The organism is Streptomyces sp. AcH 505 (genome assembly GCF_000818175.1).
Classification (GTDB): Bacteria; Actinomycetota; Actinomycetes; order Streptomycetales; family Streptomycetaceae; genus Streptomyces.
The window spans coordinates 4,757,256-4,774,635 of record NZ_JTIY01000001.1 but is presented as its reverse complement, the minus strand read 5'-3'; the positions used below and the strand labels follow the sequence as shown (position 1 = coordinate 4,774,635).

General features: G+C 69.7%; 13 protein-coding genes. 6 read left to right on the top strand and 7 right to left on the bottom strand.

All coding sequences use genetic code 11. From position 1 onward, the window contains the following. Both HY68_RS21820 and metH read right to left on the bottom strand, forming a co-directional pair. On the bottom strand, positions 1 to 574 hold a 574-nt coding region (locus tag HY68_RS21820), incomplete at its 3' end, for an HAD family phosphatase (protein ID WP_041991364.1). Positions 575 to 722: 148 nt separating this feature from the next. Then, on the bottom strand, positions 723 to 4,241 hold the full coding sequence (gene metH, locus HY68_RS21815) for a methionine synthase (protein ID WP_041991362.1): 3,519 nt from the start codon (positions 4,239 to 4,241) through the stop codon (positions 723 to 725). 201 nt (positions 4,242 to 4,442) lie between these two features. Here metH and HY68_RS21810 point away from each other — a divergent pair, with 201 nt between their 5' ends. From HY68_RS21810 to HY68_RS21790, 5 genes are all read left to right on the top strand, one after another. Further along, the gene (locus HY68_RS21810) at positions 4,443 to 5,207 is read left to right on the top strand and encodes an IclR family transcriptional regulator (protein WP_041991360.1); all 765 of its coding nucleotides are present in this window, start codon (positions 4,443 to 4,445) and stop codon (positions 5,205 to 5,207) included. A gap of 226 nt (positions 5,208 to 5,433) precedes the next feature. Continuing rightward, positions 5,434 to 6,225: an MIP/aquaporin family protein gene (locus tag HY68_RS21805; RefSeq protein WP_041991358.1), complete on the top strand. Its 792-nt coding sequence runs from the start codon at positions 5,434 to 5,436 to the stop codon at positions 6,223 to 6,225. 49 nt (positions 6,226 to 6,274) lie between these two features. Then, positions 6,275 to 7,825: a glycerol kinase GlpK gene (glpK, locus tag HY68_RS21800; protein WP_041991356.1), complete on the top strand. Its 1,551-nt coding sequence runs from the start codon at positions 6,275 to 6,277 to the stop codon at positions 7,823 to 7,825. A gap of 44 nt (positions 7,826 to 7,869) precedes the next feature. Continuing rightward, positions 7,870 to 9,480 (top strand): glycerol-3-phosphate dehydrogenase/oxidase, encoded by a 1,611-nt coding sequence (locus HY68_RS21795; RefSeq protein ID WP_041991354.1) that lies wholly within the window; start codon positions 7,870 to 7,872, stop codon positions 9,478 to 9,480. Positions 9,481 to 9,594: 114 nt separating this feature from the next. Next, positions 9,595 to 10,266, top strand: a complete 672-nt coding sequence (locus HY68_RS21790; RefSeq protein WP_041991352.1) for a FadR/GntR family transcriptional regulator — start codon at positions 9,595 to 9,597, stop codon at positions 10,264 to 10,266. Positions 10,267 to 10,343: 77 nt separating this feature from the next. Here HY68_RS21790 and HY68_RS21785 read toward each other — a convergent pair whose 3' ends face one another. From HY68_RS21785 to HY68_RS21765, 5 genes are read right to left on the bottom strand one after another with little or no spacing between them, the layout of a single operon-like run. Then, complete coding sequence (locus tag HY68_RS21785) at positions 10,344 to 11,372, bottom strand: ABC transporter permease (protein WP_041991350.1); 1,029 nt, start codon at positions 11,370 to 11,372, stop codon at positions 10,344 to 10,346. Beyond that, complete coding sequence (locus HY68_RS21780) at positions 11,369 to 12,916, bottom strand: sugar ABC transporter ATP-binding protein (RefSeq protein WP_241778639.1); 1,548 nt, start codon at positions 12,914 to 12,916, stop codon at positions 11,369 to 11,371. Before HY68_RS21780 ends, HY68_RS21785 begins: the two co-directional genes overlap by 4 nt. Before the next feature lie 2 nt (positions 12,917 to 12,918). Further along, positions 12,919 to 13,992 carry a sugar ABC transporter substrate-binding protein gene (locus HY68_RS21775; protein ID WP_041991348.1) on the bottom strand — a complete coding sequence of 358 codons (1,074 nt, stop codon included), beginning with the start codon at positions 13,990 to 13,992 and terminating at the stop codon, positions 12,919 to 12,921. Positions 13,993 to 14,028: 36 nt separating this feature from the next. Beyond that, positions 14,029 to 14,823, bottom strand: a complete 795-nt coding sequence (locus HY68_RS21770; RefSeq protein ID WP_041991346.1) for an SDR family oxidoreductase — start codon at positions 14,821 to 14,823, stop codon at positions 14,029 to 14,031. After that, positions 14,820 to 16,139, bottom strand: a complete 1,320-nt coding sequence (locus HY68_RS21765; protein ID WP_041991344.1) for an L-fuconate dehydratase — start codon at positions 16,137 to 16,139, stop codon at positions 14,820 to 14,822. Before HY68_RS21765 ends, HY68_RS21770 begins: the two co-directional genes overlap by 4 nt. A 307-nt stretch (positions 16,140 to 16,446) precedes the next feature. On the opposite strand from HY68_RS21765, the gene HY68_RS21760 reads away from it, so the two are divergent. After that, positions 16,447 to 17,380 (top strand): PAC2 family protein (locus tag HY68_RS21760; protein WP_041991342.1); only part of this gene is annotated, 934 nt, incomplete at its 3' end.

Below are 17,380 nucleotides of genomic sequence, written 5' to 3'. Positions count from 1 at the left end.
CGGCCTCGGCCGCCGCCACCCCGGTCGCGGTGTCCTCGACGACGGCGCAGCGCCCGGGGTCGGCCCCCAGACCGCGCGCGGCGATCAGGTACGGGTCGGGGTGCGGCTTCGTGCGGGCCACGTCGTCGCCCGCGACGGTCAGCGCGAAGTTGTCGGGGCCCAGCGAGAGAAGCACCCGGTCGACGATGCGCCGGTGCGAGGCGGAGACCAGTGCGGTGGGCACCTGGTGGGCCGACAGCTCGGCGAGCAGCCGTGCGGCGCCCGGCATCAGCGGTACGCCGAGCCCGATGCGCCGCTCGAAGGTCTCGTTGAGCAGCACGGTCAGCTCGGGGAGGGTGATCCGGGCGCCGGTGGCCTCGATCAGGAAACCCGCGCTGCGGGTCATGGGCCCGCCGACCACCACTTCGCGCCAGGACTCGTCGAGCGCGTGTCCGAGGCCCTTGAAGACCTCGACCTCCGCGTCCCACCAGAAGCCCTCGCTGTCGACCAGGGTGCCGTCCATGTCGAGGAGGACAGCCTGCAGGGAGGACCCTTCGGCCGTACGGGTCAGGGACGCGGGGACCGTACTGGTCATCCGGCACACCTCCAAGAGGGACGAGAAGGCCGGTCGCCTGGCCGGCGGGGTGTCCCGCCGGAACAGGCGACCGGCCTGCGCTGGGCCGACCAGTGTACGACTTGTCCGGTTGTCGTGCTTATCGATTACCGGGTCTTCGGACCGATGTTCACCGAGCGTTGAAGTAGGTGGCGTCGGGGTGGTGGATGACGATCGCGTCGGTGGACTGCTCCGGGTGGAGCTGGAACTCCTCGGAGAGCTGGACGCCGATCCGCTCGGGTTCGAGCAGCTCGGCGATCTTGGCGCGGTCCTCCAGGTTGGGGCAGGCGCCGTAGCCGAGTGAGAAGCGCGCGCCGCGGTACTTCAGCGCGAACATGTCCTCGACCTCGGACGGGTCCTCGCCTGCGAAGCCCAGCTCGGAGCGGACCCTGGCGTGCCAGTACTCGGCCAGCGCCTCGGCGAGCTGGACGGACAGCCCGTGCAGCTCCAGGTAGTCGCGGTAGGCGTTGCGCTCGAAGAGTTCGGCGGTCGTGCCGCCGATCTTCGAGCCCACGGTGACGATCTGCAGCCCGACGACGTCCGTCTCGCCCGACTCCTCGGGGCGGAAGTAGTCGGCGAGGCAGAGCCTGCGGCCGCGCCGCTGGCGGGGGAAGGTGAAGCGGGTGCGCTCAGCGCCGTCCTCACCGAGCAGGATCAGGTCCTCGCCCTTGGAGACGCAGGGGAAGTAGCCGTAGACGACGGCGGCTTCCAGCATGTTCTCGGTGTGCAGCCGCTCCAGCCAGCCGCGCAGATGCGGCCGGCCCTCGGTCTCGACCAGTTCCTCGTAGCTGGGTCCGTCGCCGGTACGGGCCTCCTTGAGGCCCCACTGGCCCTTGAACAGCGCGCCTTCGTCCAGCCAGGACGCGTACTCCTTGAGCTGGATGCCCTTGACGACGCGGGTGCCCCAGAACGGCGGGGTGGGTACGGGGTTGTCGACGGCGACGTCCGAGCGCCCGCCGCCCTCCTCGGGCCGCTCCTCGACCACGGTGTTCGTGGTGGCCCTGACCCGGCGCGGCTTCAGTTCGGGGAGCGTGACGCCGGGGACGCCGCGCTTGACGCCGATCAGCGCGTCCATCAGCCGCAGGCCTTCGAACGCGTCGCGGGCGTAGCGGACTTCGCCCTCGTAGATCTCGTGCAGGTCCTGCTCGACATAGGCCCGGGTGAGCGCGGCGCCACCGAGGATGACGGGGAAGTCGGCCGCCATCTTGCGCTGGTTCAGCTCTTCCAGGTTCTCCTTCATGATCACGGTCGACTTCACCAGCAGACCCGACATGCCGATGACATCCGCCTTGTGCTCCTCGGCGGCTTCCAGGATCGCGGAGACGGGCTGCTTGATGCCCAGATTGACCACGGTGTAGCCGTTGTTGGAGAGGATGATGTCCACGAGGTTCTTGCCGATGTCGTGGACGTCGCCGCGTACGGTCGCGAGCACGATGGTGCCCTTGCCGTCGTCGTCCGTCTTCTCCATGTGCGGTTCCAGATAGGCGACCGCGGTCTTCATCACCTCGGCGGACTGGAGCACGAACGGCAGCTGCATCTGGCCGGAGCCGAACAGCTCGCCGACGACCTTCATCCCGTTCAGCAGGGTGTCGTTGACGATCTCCAGCGCGGGACGCTCGGCCAGGGCGGCGGCGAGGTCCTCCTCCAGGCCGTTCTTCTCGCCGTCGATGATGCGCCGCTCCAGGCGCTCGTTGAGCGGCAGGGCGCGCAGTTCCTCGGCCCTGCCGTCCTTCATCGACTTGGTGTTGACGCCCTCGAACAGCTCCATGAGCTTCTGCAGCGGGTCGTAGCCCTCTTCGCGGCGGTCGTAGATCAGGTCGAGGGCGACCTTGACCTGCTCCTCCTCCAGCCGCGCGATGGGCAGGATCTTCGAGGCGTGCACGATCGCGGAGTCGAGCCCGGCCTTGACGCACTCGTCGAGGAAGACGGAGTTGAGGACGATACGGGCGGCCGGGTTGAGGCCGAAGGAGATGTTGGAGAGGCCCAGCGTGGTCTGGACGTCGGGGTGCCGTTCCTTGAGCCGGCGGATCGCCTCGATCGTGGCGATGCCGTCCTTGCGGGACTCCTCCTGGCCGGTGCAGATGGTGAAGGTCAGGGTGTCGATGAGGATGTCCGACTCGTGCACGCCGTAGGTGCCGGTCAGCTCGCCGATCAGCCGCTCGGCGATGGCGACCTTGTGCTCGGGGGTACGGGCCTGGCCCTCCTCGTCGATGGTCAGCGCGATCAGCGCGGCGCCGTGCTCGACGGCGAGCTGGGTGACCTTGGTGAAGCGGGACTCGGGGCCGTCGCCGTCCTCGTAGTTGACGGAGTTGATGACGGCCCGGCCGCCCAGCTTCTCCAGGCCCGCCCGGAGGACGGGCAGCTCGGTGGAGTCCAGCACGATGGGCAGCGTGGAGGCGGTGGCGAACCGGCCGGCCAGCTCGGCCATGTCGGCGACACCGTCGCGGCCGACGTAGTCGACGCACAGGTCCAGCAGATGCGCGCCCTCCCGGATCTGACCGCGTGCCATCTCGACGCAGTCGTCCCAGCGGCCGTCCAGCATGGCCTCGCGGAACTTCTTCGAGCCGTTGGCGTTGGTGCGCTCGCCGATGGCGAGGAAGGACGCGTCCTGGCGGAACGGCACCGTCTGGTAGAGCGAGGCGGCGCCCGGCTCGGGGTGCGGCTCGCGCTCCGTACGGGGCACGTCGCGCACCCGCTCGACCACCTGGCGCAGATGCTCGGGGGTGGTGCCGCAGCAGCCGCCGACCAGCGAGAGGCCGTACTCGCCGACGAAGGTCTCCTGGGCGTCGGCCAGTTCGGCGGGCTGCAGCGGGTAGTGGGCGCCGTTCTTGCCGAGCACGGGCAGGCCGGCGTTGGGCATGCAGGAGAGCGGGATCCGGGAGTGCCGGGCCAGATAGCGCAGGTGCTCGCTCATCTCGGCGGGCCCGGTGGCGCAGTTCAGGCCGATCATGTCGATGCCCAGCGGCTCCAGGGCCGTCAGCGCCGCGCCGATCTCGGAGCCGAGCAGCATCGTGCCGGTCGTCTCGACCGTCACGGAGCAGATGATCGGGAGGTTGGCGCCGGTGGTCTCCAGGGCGCGGCGGGCGCCGAGGACGGCGGCCTTGGTCTGGAGCAGGTCCTGGGTGGTCTCGACGAGCAGCGCGTCGGCGCCGCCGGCGATCATGCCTTCGGCGTTCTGCTGGTAGGCGTCGCGCAGCTTGACGTACGGGGCGTGGCCCAGGGTGGGCAGCTTGGTGCCGGGGCCCATGGAGCCGAGCACCCAGCGCTGGCGTCCGCTGGAGGCGGTGAACTCGTCGGCCACCTCGCGGGCGATCCTGGCGCCGGCCTCGGAGAGTTCGAAGACCCGCTCGGGGATGTCGTACTCCCCCAGCGCGGCGAAGTTCGCGCCGAAGGTGTTGGTCTCGACGCAGTCGACGCCGACAGCGAAGTACTCCTGGTGCACGGAGCGGACGATGTCCGGGCGTGTCACGTTGAGGATCTCGTTGCAGCCTTCCAGGTCCTGGAAGTCCTCCAGGGTGGGGTCCTGCGCCTGGAGCATCGTGCCCATCGCACCGTCGGCCACCACCACTCGGGTGGCGAAGGCCTCGCGCAGGGCTTCGATGCGGGTACGGCTGTCAGTAGCGGGGGCTGGGGTTGGCGACGAGGCCATGTATGTACTCCCGGGTTGCGACGGCTGTCGGCTTTGCGCCTTCCCGGCGGAAGGGGCACCCCGCCAGCGTAGCGGGGCGTGCCCCCTTACGGTCCGGCATTCCGCCCCGGGGGCCGGGACCGCCCCCCGCTTGGCGGGGCGCAGGTCGGCATCGGCCGATAGTGTTCAGCATTGTCGAATCCCGTTTTGGAGGTCCGTGCCATGGCGAAGACGATCCAGTCGCTGGAGCGGGCGGCCGCGATCCTGCGGCTCCTCGCGGGCGGCGAGCGCAGGCTCGGCCTCTCCGACATCGCTTCCTCACTCGGCCTGGCCAAGGGCACGGCCCACGGCATCCTCCGCACCCTCCAGGCCGAGGGCTTCGTGGAGCAGGACGGGCCTTCGGGCAGATACCAGCTGGGGGCCGAGCTGCTGCGGCTCGGCAACAGCTATCTGGACGTCCACGAGCTGCGCTCGCGCGCCCTGGTCTGGACGGACGACCTGGCGAGGTCGTCCGGCGAGAGCGTCCATCTGGGCGTGGCGCACCTGGAGGGGGTGCTGATCGTCCACCATGTCTTCCGCCCGGACGACAGCCGGCAGGTGCTCGAAGTGGGGGCGATGCAGCCGCTGCACTCGACGGCGCTGGGCAAGGTGCTGTCGGCGTACGACCCGGTGGCCCACAACGAGGCCGTCCAGGGTGAGCGGACGGCGTTCACGACGCGGACCGTCACCGGTCTGGCCGAGTTCGAGAAAATTCTCGAACTGACCCGCGCGCGCGGCTGGGCGTCGGACGTCGAGGAGACCTGGGAAGGCGTCGCCGCCGTAGCCGCGCCCGTCCACGACAGGCGCCGTATGCCGGTGGGAGCGATCGCCGTCACCGGTGCGGTCGAACGGCTCTGCGAGTCGGGCGAGCCGCGCCCCGAGCTGATCGCGGCGGTCCGCGAGTGCGCCAGGTCGGTGTCCCGAGATGTCGGCGCCGGGCGGTTTTGAGTCATTTGCCGGATGATCTGACTTGAACAAGGTTTCGGCCCCGGAACCCTTGACCGCATCACGACCCGAGGATGAGACTGCCGTAAGACGGTCGGCATTGTCGAACGCTTTTCGGTGGACGAGCCAGCGGTCGTGACAACGCCAAGGGCCGAAATGCCCTCACCGAGGGCGCGGGCCACCGGTACGAGCCGGAGGTCCGCCTTCCCCTGGACGAAGGAGTCTTCGGGTGTCCAATCTCGACATTTTCCTAGGCGAGACCGCGGGTACCGCCGCCCTGATCCTGCTCGGTGGCGGCGTGGTCGCCGGCGTCGTGCTCAGGCGGTCCAAGGCCTCCGGCGCGGGCTGGGTCGCGATCAGCCTCGGCTGGGGTTTCGCGGTCATGGTCGGCGCGTATCTCTCCGCACCGAAATCGGCCGCGTCCCTCAACCCGGCGCTGACGATCGGTCTGGCCATTCAGGGCAGCATCAAGTGGGGCGACGTCCTTCTCTACATCGGCTCCGAGCTGCTCGGCGCGATGATCGGCGCCGTACTGGTGTACCTGGCCTACCTGGGCCAGTTCTACGCCCACCTCCGCGACCCCGAGGTGCTGGCGGCGCAGCCCGAGGTGGAGGGTCTGGTCGACCAGAAGACCGCTCCCAAGGCGGGTCCCGTGCTGGGTATCTTCTCCACGGGTCCTGAGGTGCGGAACTACTGGCAGAACGTCCTGACCGAGATCATCGCCACGTTCGTCCTGGTCATCGCGGTCCTGACCCAGGGCCTGAACCAGAAGGGCGACGGGCTCGGTCCCATCGGCATCCTGATCACGTCGTTCGTCGTGGTGGGTATCGGTCTCTCCCTCGGTGGACCGACCGGATACGCCATCAACCCGGCCCGAGACCTCGGCCCCCGCATCATCCACGCGATCCTGCCGCTGCCCAACAAGGGCGGCTCCGACTGGACCTACGCATGGGTTCCGGTGATCGGGCCGTTCGCCGGCGCGGCGCTGGCGGCCGGCTTCTACCGGGCCTGCTTCATGTGATCGCCCGGCCGGCCACCCCCACCATCCCGACGGACCAGGAGCAGACACCGTGAGTGACGACAACGCAACCGGGACTTCCTCCCACGGAACCGGGCCGTTCATCGCGGCCATCGACCAGGGCACGACGTCCAGCCGCTGCATCGTCTTCGACGTCGACGGGCGCATCGTCGCCGTCGACCAGAAGGAGCACGAGCAGATATTCCCCAAGCCCGGCTGGGTGGAGCACGACGCCAAGGAGATCTGGACCAACGTCCAGGAAGTGGTCGCGAACGCCATCGAGAAGGCCGGCATCACCAAGGCCGACGTCCTGGCGATCGGGATCACCAACCAGCGCGAGACCACCATGCTCTGGGACAAGAACACCGGTGAGCCCGTGCACAACGCCATCGTCTGGCAGGACACCAGGACCAGCGGTCTGGTCAGGGAACTGGGCCGCAACGTCGGCCAGGACCGGTTCAGGCGCGACACGGGACTGCCGCTCGCGACCTACTTCGCCGGCCCGAAGGCCCGCTGGCTGCTCGACAACGTCGAGGGGCTGCGCGAGCGCGCGGAGAGCGGCGACATCCTCTTCGGCACCATGGACTCCTGGGTCATCTGGAACCTGACCGGCGGAGTCGACGGCGGCGTCCACGTCACCGACGTGACCAACGCGTCCCGCACGATGCTGATGCGCCTCGACACGCTCCAGTGGGACCCGAAGATCTGCAACTCCATCGGCGTCCCGACCGCGATGCTGCCGGAGATCCGCTCCTCCTCCGAGGTGTACGGAACGGCCAAGGGCGGCCCCCTGGACGGGATTCCGGTCGCCTCGGCGCTCGGTGACCAGCAGGCGGCCCTGTTCGGCCAGACCTGCTTCGCCGAGGGCGAGGCCAAGTCCACCTACGGCACCGGCACGTTCATGCTGATGAACACCGCCAACAAGCCGATCAACTCGTACAACGGCCTGCTGACCACGGTCGGTTACCGCATCGGTGACCAGCCCGCCGTGTACGCGCTGGAGGGCTCCATCGCCGTCACCGGCGCGCTGGTGCAGTGGATGCGCGACCAGATGGGCCTGATCAACTCGGCCCCCGAGATCGAGACGCTGGCCTCCTCCGTGGAGGACAACGGCGGCGCGTACTTCGTCCCCGCCTTCTCCGGTCTCTTCGCCCCGCACTGGGACTCGGGCGCGCGTGGGGTGATCGCCGGTCTGACCGGCTACGTCACCAAGGCGCACATCGCCCGCGCGGTCCTGGAGGCCACGGCCTGGCAGACCCGCGAGATCAGCGACGCCATGACCAAGGACTCCAAGGTCGAGCTGACGTCGCTGAAGGTCGACGGCGGTATGACGGCGAACAATCTGCTGATGCAGACGCTGGCCAACGTCCTGGACGCGCCGGTGGTCCGCCCGATGGTCGCCGAGACGACCTGTCTCGGCGCCGCCTACGCGGCGGGGCTCGCCGTGGGCTTCTGGCCCGACACCGACGCGCTGCGCGCCAACTGGCGCAGGGCCGCCGAGTGGACGCCCGACATGGACGCCGCGCGGCGTGACCACGAGTACAAGAACTGGCTCAAGGCGGTCGACCGCACCAAGGGCTGGCTGGACGAGGACGACAGCTGACCCGTCGAGCGTCCGACGCACCGTAAGGCCGACAAGGAGTAACGATGAGCACCCTGCAGAGCGGCCCCGCACTGGGGACGCACCCGGCTGGCGGTTCCCTTCCGAGCCGCGCCGAGACCCGGGAGCAACTGTCCAACGCGACGTACGACCTCCTGGTGATCGGCGGCGGGATCCTGGGCATCTCCACCGCCTGGCACGCCTCGCAGTCGGGACTGCGGGTGGCCCTCGTGGACGGCGGCGACTTCGCCGGCGCCACCTCGTCGGCCTCGTCCAAGCTCCTCCACGGCGGTCTGCGCTACCTGCAGACCGGCGCGGTGAAGCTGGTCGCGGAGAACCACTTCGAACGGCGCGCCGTCTCCAACCAGGTGGCCCCCCACCTGGCCAACCCGCTGACCTTCTACCTGCCGGTCTACAAGGGCGGACCGCACAGCGCCGCCAAGCTCGGCGCCGGCGTCTTCGCCTACTCGGCGCTCTCCGCCTTCCGCGACGGGGTCGGGCATGTGATCAGCCCGGCCAAGGCGCGGCAGGCGGTGCCCGAGCTGCGTACCGACAATCTGCAGGCCGTCGCGGTCTACGGCGACGACCAGATGAACGACGCGCGGATGGCGATCATGACGGTGCGCGCAGCCGTCGAGTCGGGCGCCGCCGTGCTCAACCACGCCGAGGTGACCGGGCTGCGGTTCTCCGGCGGCCGGGTGACCGGCGCCGACCTGCGGGACCGGATGGACGGTACGGAGTTCGGCGTCAACGCCCGACTGGTGCTCAACGCGACCGGGCCGTGGGTGGACCACCTGCGGAAGATGGAGGACCCGAACTCCGAGCCCTCCATCCGGCTGTCCAAGGGCGCGCACCTCGTGCTCAAGCGCAGCGCGCCGTGGAACGCGGCGCTCGCGACACCGATCGACAAGTACCGCATCACCTTCGCGCTGCCCTGGGAGGGCATGCTGCTGCTCGGCACCACCGACGAGGAGTACGTGGGTGACCCGGCGGACGTCGCGGTCAACGAGAAGGACATCCACCAGATCCTGGACGAGGCGTCCCTCTCGGTACGCGACCAGCAGCTGTCCCGCGATCTGATCACGTACTCGTTCGCCGGTCTGCGGGTGCTGCCCGGCGGCCCCGGCGACACCTCCAAGGCGAAGCGCGAGACGGTCGTGACCGAGGGCAGCGGCGGCATGCTGTCGGTCGCCGGCGGCAAGTGGACCACGTTCCGCCACATCGGCCGGACGGTCCTGACCAAGCTGGAGACCCTGCCGGGGCGCCCGCTCGGCTCGGACGTGGAGCCGGTGGCCCGGCTGCCGAAGAAGTTCCCGCTGCCCGGCATCTCGAACCCGCACGCCGTGGCCCACCGGCTGATGATCGACGGCGGCGGCTCCGGGCCCGGCATGGCGCCCGACACCGCGCACCATCTGGCGACGCACTACGGCTCGCTCGCCTTCGACCTGGTACGCCTCGCCTACGAGCACCCCGAGCTGGGCGAGCGTATCCACCCGGAGGCGCCCGAGATCTGGGCGCAGGTGGTGTACGCGCGGGACCACGAGTGGGCGGAGACGGCCGACGACGTGCTGCGCCGCCGTACCACGCTGACGATCCGCGGCCTGGCGACGGACGAGATCCGCGCCCGGGTCGAGGAACTGCTGGCCCGGCGCGACTGACGGCGGTGTGACCCACAGATCGATGCGACCGACAGGTACCTCCGGGGTACCGCCCCGCTTTCACGTTCTTGGACGCATAATGGGGGCGATACATCGGATGTCTGGAGGTCGCCCGTGGCTGTCACCGACGAGGCCATAGAGAAGATCAAGGGAATGATCGTCTCGGGCGCACTGCGCCCGGGCGACCGCCTCCCCAAGGAAAGCGAACTCGCCGCCGATCTGGGGCTTTCGCGCAACTCACTGCGGGAGGCGGTGCGCGCCCTGTCGCTCATGCACATCCTCGATGTGCGGCAGGGCGACGGCACGTATGTCACCAGCCTCGAACCGCAGTTGCTGCTGGAGGCGCTGAGCTTCGTCGTGGACTTCCACCGCGACGACACGGTGCTGGAGTTCCTGGCGGTGCGCCGCATCCTGGAACCCGCGGCCACCGCGATGGCGAGCGCCCGTATCACCGACGACGAACTCGTGCGTCTCGACGCACAGTTGGACGCGCTGGGGGCGCAGCCCTCGGTGGAGGAGCTGGTCGCGTCCGACCTGGAGTTCCACCGCGGGATCGTGCAGGCCTCGGGGAACTCGGTGCTCTGTTCGCTGCTCGACGGGCTCTCGGGACCCACCACCCGGGCCCGGATATGGCGCGGCCTGACCCAGGAGGACGCGGTCAGCCGCACCCTGCACGAGCACCGCGCGATCCTCGCGGCGCTGCGCGACAGGGACGCGGAGGCGGCGAGATCCTGGGCGACGGTGCATATCGCGAGCGTGGAGATGTGGCTGCGTTCGGCGCTCTGAGCCGCTGACGGGAAGGGCCGGGGTGGTGCTCGTACGAGCACCACCCCGGCCCTTTCCATGACTGCGTACGGAAGTTGTCAGTCCTGTTTCTCGCCGCTGGCGAAGCGCGAGATGACCAGCGCGACGATGATGATCGCGCCGTTGAGGAACTGGTTCCACAGCGGCGGCACCCCGCCCAGGGTCATCACGTTGACCACCAGCTGGAGGGTGAGCACACCCGTCAGCGCGCCGAACAGCGTGCCGCGGCCGCCCTTGAGGCTGATGCCGCCGATGACGGCGGCGGCGAAGACCTGGAAGATCCAGCCGTTGCCCTGGTTGGCGGCGACCGAGCCGTAGTGGCCGGTGTAGAGCACACCCGCGAAGCCGGCCAGCAGCCCGCCGACCCCGAGGACGATCCAGGTGATCCGGTCGACCCGGATACCGGCGGCGCGCGCCGCCTCCGGGTTGCCGCCGATCGCGTACAGCGCCCTGCCGTGCCGCATCCAGGCCAGCACGGCCCCGCCGACGGCGAACAGCGCCAGACAGATCCACACCGCGGCCGGCGCACCGATCCAGCTGGTCTTGCCCAGGTAGCGGAAGGACTCGGGCACGTCGGTGATCGACTTGCCCTCGGTGATGCCGATCTGCAGGCCGCGCAGCATGGTGAGCATGCCGAGCGTGGCGATGAAGCCGTTGACCCGCAGTTTCAGGATCAGGAAGCCGTTGATCAGCCCCACCGCGAGACCCGCCAGCAGACAGACCGGGATCGCCGACCACTCCGGCAGCAGGCCCAGCCCGTTGAACCGGCCGCCGGACGTGGGCAGGACCAGCCACATCGCGATGACCGGCGCGATGCCGATCGTCGACTCCAGGGACAGGTCCATCCGGCCGCTGATCAGGATCAGCGCCTCGCCCAGCACCAGCAGGCTCAGCTCCGACGACTGCTGGACCACGCTGATCAGGTTGTTGGAGGTGAGGAACACCGGCGAGACGATGAAGCCGATCACCATCAGCACCAGGATCACCGGCACCAGCGAGAAGTCGCTCCACCGGATGAGCTGAAGCCTGCCGCGCGGCGTCAGCTTCTCGGTCTCGGCCGCCACCGGCGGCCGCATCGTCTCGGTCATTCCCGCTCCCCCACACCTTCCATGGCGGCGACCAGTTCCCGGTCGGTCCACCCACTCCCGAACGTGGCCACCACGCGCCCGTGGAACAGCGCGAGTACGCGGTCGCACACCCGCAGATCGTCCAGCTCGTCCGAGATGATCACGGCCGCGCTGCCTTCGTCCGCCACTCTGCGCACCACGCCGAGCAGCGAGTCCTTCGATTTCACGTCGACACCGGCGGTGGGCCGTACCGCCACCAACGCCGTGGGGTTGCGCGCGAGCGCACGCGCGACCACCACCTTCTGCTGGTTCCCGCCGGACAGACCCGAGACCGGCTGTTCGGGACCCGTGGTCTTGATGTCCAGGGCCGAGATCATCGACCGGGCGAACGCCCTTGTCCGCGAGGGCAGTACGGTCCCCCACGGCCCGAGCTGGTCGGCGACGGTGAGCGTCGCGTTCTCCGCGACGCTGCGGCCGACGACCAGACCCTGGAGGTGCCGGTCCTCGGGGATGTAGCCGATCCCTGCGTCCAGGGCGTGCGGGACGCTGCCCGGCTTCACCGTCCTGCCGTTCATGGAGATCCGGCCGGCTGTCGCGCTGCGCATCCCGACCAGGATCTCGCCGAGCGCGGTGGTGCCGCTGGCCGCCGCGCCCGCCACGCCCAGCACCTCACCGGGGCGCACCGCCAGGTCCAGCGGCTCGAACGTCCCGTCGAGGGCGAGCCCTTCGGTCCGCAGGACCGGCTCGGCCCCGGTGTCGGGCTGTTCGGCGCGCGCCGCGTGCCAGGCCGCCGTCTTCGCCCCCGACTCGCCGGTCATCGCCGTCACCAGTTCGTCCTTGGACAGGTCGGCGACCGGCGCCGTCAGCACGTGCCGGGCGTCGCGGTAGACGGTGACCGCGGTGCACAGCTCGTACACCTCCTGCAGATGGTGGGAGATGAAGAGGAACGCCACTCCCTGCGCCTGCAGTTCACGCAGCCGCTCGAACAGCCGCTGGATACCGCGCGCGTCGAGCTGCGCCGTCGGCTCGTCCAGGATGATCAGCCGGGCGCCGAAGGACAGCGCCCGCGCGATCTCGACGAACTGCCGCTGCTCGACGGGCAGATCCTTCATCCGTACGTTCGGGCCGACGTCGACCCCGTACTCGGCCAGCAGGTCCTGCGCGCGTCTGCGCAGGCCGCGCCAGCTGATGAAGCGCGCGCTGTTGCCGGTCCCGCGCAGACCGAAGTCGTTGAGGAACAGGTTCTCGGCGACGGTCAGGTCGGGCACCACCATGGACTTCTGGTAGACGCAGGCGACCTTGGACTGCCAGGCGGCGGTGTCGCCGTACGCGGGCGCGGGCGCGCCGCCGAAGGTCACCTGCCCCTCGTCCGGCTTGTGCAGCCCGGTGAGAACGCTGACCAGGGTGGACTTGCCCGCGCCGTTACGGCCGACGAGTGCGTGTGACTCGCCCGGCCGTACGGTGAGTTGGACACCGTCAAGCGCGACGGTGGGCCCGAAGCGCTTGACGATGCCTTCCGCGTGTACCGCGGCAGGTGCTGCCGCGTCAGGTGCTTCCAGGGTCACGGCTAGCTCTTCTTGTCCAGCTGGTTGGCCCAGAGCTTCGGGTCGTCCACGTTCTCCTTGGTCACCAGGGGCGCGGGGAGCTGGTCCTCGTACCCGTTGGGGATCTTGATGACGTTGGAGTCGTGGTCCGTCGGGCCCAGCTTCTGCTTCTTGCCCTCCAGCGCCTGCTTGGCGTAGTAGAGCGCGTACTTGGCGTACAGGTCGGCCGGCTGCGAGATCGTGGCGTCGATCTTGCCGGAGCGGATCGCGTCGAACTCCTGCGGGATGCCGTCGTTCGAGATGATCGTGATGTGGCCCGCCGTGCCCGGCGGCTTGAGCAGCTTCTTCTGCTCCAGCAGGGCCAGGGTCGGCTCCAGGAAGACACCGCCCGCCTGCATGTAGATGCCGTTCAGGTCCGGGTTGGCGGTGAGCGTGGACTGGAGCTTGGCCGAGGCCACGTCCCCGGCCCAGTTGGTGACCAGCTCGAAGACCTTGATACCGGGGAAGTTCTTGTCCATGCAGGACTTGAACGCCTCGGAGCGGTCACGTCCGTTGATGGAGGACAGGTCGCCCTGGAACTCGGCCACCTTGCCCTTGCCCTTGAGCTGCTTGCCGAGGTACTGGCAGGCGTTCTCACCGTACGCGCGGTTGTCGGCCCTGACGACCATGTAGACGTTGCCCTTGTCGGGCCGGGTGTCCACGCTGATGACGGGTATCTTCTTGTCGTTCAGCTTCTGGAGCGTCTCGGCCACGGCCCCGGTGTCCTGCGGAGCCATGACGACGGCCTTGGCGCCCTGGTCGGTCAGCGCCTGCACGTTGGAGGCGAGCTTGCCGATGTCGTTCTGCGAGTTCGTCAGCGGCAACGCGTCCACGTCACCGGCCTTGACGCCCTTCTCCACGTACTGCTGGTACGAGTTCCAGAAGTCGGTGTCGCTGCGCGGCAGGTCGATACCGACCTTGCCGCCGCCTGCGCCCGAGTCGCCCTCGTCACGGTTGCAGCCCGCGAGGGCCGTGACGGCGAGCAGGGCGACGCCGGCGGCGACACTCGTCGTACGCAGTCTGCGGAGTGGGGCTCGCCCCACGGTGTTTCGCGGCATGGATTGTCCCGTCCTTAAGGCTTGGTGAAATACGGCTCAGTTGGCGGGACGCAGGCGCAGGCCCTGCATTCCGCCGTCCACAGCGAGGGCCGTTCCCGTGACGGCTGCCGCCGCGGGGCTGGCGAGATAGGCGACCGCTGCCGCGACCTCGTCCGCACCGACCAGCCGTCCCGTCGGCTGTCGGGCGGCGAGCGCGGCGCGTTCGGCCTCCGGGTCCGGTGCCTGGTCGAGCAGCCGGCCGATCCAAGGAGTGTCCGCGGTACCGGGGTTGACGCAGTTGACCCGGATCCCCTCGCGGATGTGGTCGGCCGCCATGGCCAGGGTCAGCGAGAGGACCGCGCCCTTGCTCGCGCTGTACAGGGCCCGTTGGGGCAGTCCGGCGGTGGCGGCGATGGAGCAGGTCTGGGTGATGGAGACACAGCCGGGCCGCTCGCCCGCCGAGCGGCGCAGATGGGGCAGCGCGTGCCGGGCGGTGCGGACCATGCCGAGGACGTTGATGTCGATGACGCGGAGCCATTCGTCGTCCGCGTTGTCGAGGACGGTGCCCTGGGCGCCGATCCCGGCGTTGGAGACGATGGTGTGCAGGCCGCCGAACTCGGCCGCCGCCGCGTCCACCGCCGCCTTGACTGCCGCGTCGTCCGTGACGTCGGCCGTGAGCGCCAGCGTCCCGGCCGGCGCCCCCTCGGTCGCCCTGTCCAGTACGGCGACCTGGGCGCCGCGCGAGAGCAGCAGCGTCGCGATGGCCGCGCCGATGCCGGAGGCACCGCCGGTGACCACGGCGCCGAGTCCGGCGAAGTCACGGGTCTCGGGGGGCTGGGGTACTGCCGTCACGAACTGACCTCCTCGGTGGTGCGGCGGGACTGCCAGACGGGTCCCTCCGGAAAACTGTGCGCGGCGATCGACCCGGGGAGCATCCGCGCGGAGAAGCCGGGCGCCGTCGGGGTGGCGTAGCGCCCCGAGACGATCACGGCCGGGTCGGCGAAGTGCTCGTGGAGATGGTCGACGTACTCGATGACCCGGTCGTCCCAGCTGCCGGACACCGCGACATAGTCGAACATCGAGAGATGCTGGACCAGTTCACAGAGTCCGACACCGCCGGCGTGCGGGCAGACCGGCACCCCGAACTTGGCGGCGAGCAGCAGGATCGCCACGTTCTCGTTGACGCCCGCGACCCTGGCCGCGTCGATCTGCACGAAGTCGACGGCGCCCGCCTGCAACAACTGCTTGAAGACGACCCGGTTGGCGACATGCTCGCCGGTGGCCACCTTGACCGGCTGCCCGGCCCTGATGGCCGCGTGGCCGAGGATGTCGTCGGGGCTGGTCGGCTCCTCGATCCAGTGCGGGTCGAACGGGGCGAGCGCCGACATCCAGCGCAGCGCGTCGGAGACGTCCCAGCGCTGGTTGGCGTCGACGGCGATCCGGATGTCGGGTCCCACGGCGGCGCGGGCCAGCTCCATACGCCGTCTGTCGTCGTCGAGCGAGCCGCCGACCTTCAGTTTGATCTGCTCGAACCCGTCGGCGACGGCCTGTTTGGCGAGCCCCACGAGTTTGGCGTCGGAGTAGCCGAGCCAGCCGGGCGACGTGGTGTACGCGGGATAGCCCTGCTCCCGCAGCGTCGCGGCGCGTTCCGCGCGGCCCGGTTCGGCCGCGCGCAGGATCTCCAGGGCCTCGTCGGGGGTGAGGGCGTCGGTGAGATAGCGGAAGTCGACGAGCGAGACCAGTTCCTCGGGGGTCATCCCGGCGAGGAACTCCCATACGGGCTTGCCCGCGTACTTCGCCGCCAGATCCCAGGCGGCGTTGACGACGGCACCCGCCGCCATGTGCATCACGCCCTTCTCGGGGCCGAGCCAGCGCAGTTGCGAGTCATGGGTCAACTCGAAGTAGAGCGCGGCGAGATCGGCCGCCGTGTGCGGGGCGGGGCGTCCCACGACGTACGGCCGCAGCGCCTCGATGGCGGCTGCCGTTACCTCGTTTCCCCGGCCGATCGTGAAGCAGAATCCGTGGCCTTCGGCGCCGTCCGTGGTCCGCAGGATCACGTAGGCCGCCGAGTAGTCGGGATCCGGGTTCATGGCGTCGGAGCCGTCGAGCTGTTCCGAGGTGGGAAAACGAATGTCGTGAACCTCGAACCCCGTGACGGTCTGACTCATGCACGCCCCCCTTGGAAGAACATCGGACCTCTTGTGGTCATCCGATGTATAGCGTCGTTGACGCCCAACCGTCCAGGGGCAGGAAGAAAAATGAGGTCACAGCTCGGATGAATCTCGTCCGGAGCCCGTCCGGAGCCCGTCCGCAGCTCGTCGGCGACTCGCCCAAGGAGCGCCGCGGGGACCTTCGTCCCCCCTTCTCTGCCCCGGGAGGGCGAAGTTCACCCGCGCGTGCGCAGGGGCTGCGGGCGAGCAGCGGGAAAGCCGTAAGGTTGGTCCGTAGAAAAGGAACTTCGGAAGGAGGCACTGGGTGATCGAGCTGGAGGGAGTTCCCGAGCTGATCGACCCGGTCATGGTGGCCGCGTTCGAGGGCTGGAACGACGCCGGCGACGCGGCCTCCACGGCGGTCGGCCATCTGGACCGGGAGTGGAAGGGCGAGGTGTTCGCGGCGCTCGACGCCGAGGACTACTACGACTTCCAGGTCAACCGGCCCACGGTGTTCCTGGACGGCGGCTCACGGAAGATCACCTGGCCCACCACCCGGCTCTCCGTGGTGCGCGTCGGCGGGGACACCCCACGCGACCTGGTGCTGGTCAGGGGCATCGAACCGTCCATGCGCTGGCGGTCCTTCTGCAACGAGATCCTGGGCTTCGCCCATGAGCTGGGCGTGGAGATGGTGGTCATCCTGGGCGCGCTGCTCGGCGACACACCGCACACCCGCCCCGTCCCCGTCAGTGGCGTGACGTCCGACGCCGACCTGGCCAGGACGATGGATCTGGAGGAGACCAGGTACGAGGGCCCGACGGGCATCGTCGGCATCCTCCAGGAGGCGTGCACCCACGCGGGCGTCCCGGCCGTGAGCCTGTGGGCGGCCGTGCCGCACTACGTGTCGCAGCCGCCCAACCCGAAGGCCACGCTGGCGCTGCTCAACCGGCTGGAGGACCTGATCGGGCTGCGGATCCCGCTGGGCGAGCTGGCGGAGGACGCGCGGGCCTGGCAGCTCGGGGTGGACCAGCTGGCCGCCGAGGACACCGAAGTGGCGGAGTACGTGCAGTCGTTGGAGGAGGCGCGGGACACGGCCGAGCTGCCCGAGGCGTCGGGCGAGGCCATCGCTCGTGAATTCGAGCGGTATCTGCGCCGCCGCGACGGCGGTCCCGGACAGCCGCCGGGGGGCCACGCCACGGAGAGCGGTGACGGCCCGTCATACCGGCGCGACACCTCGGCCGGCGGTCGCAGCCGACCGC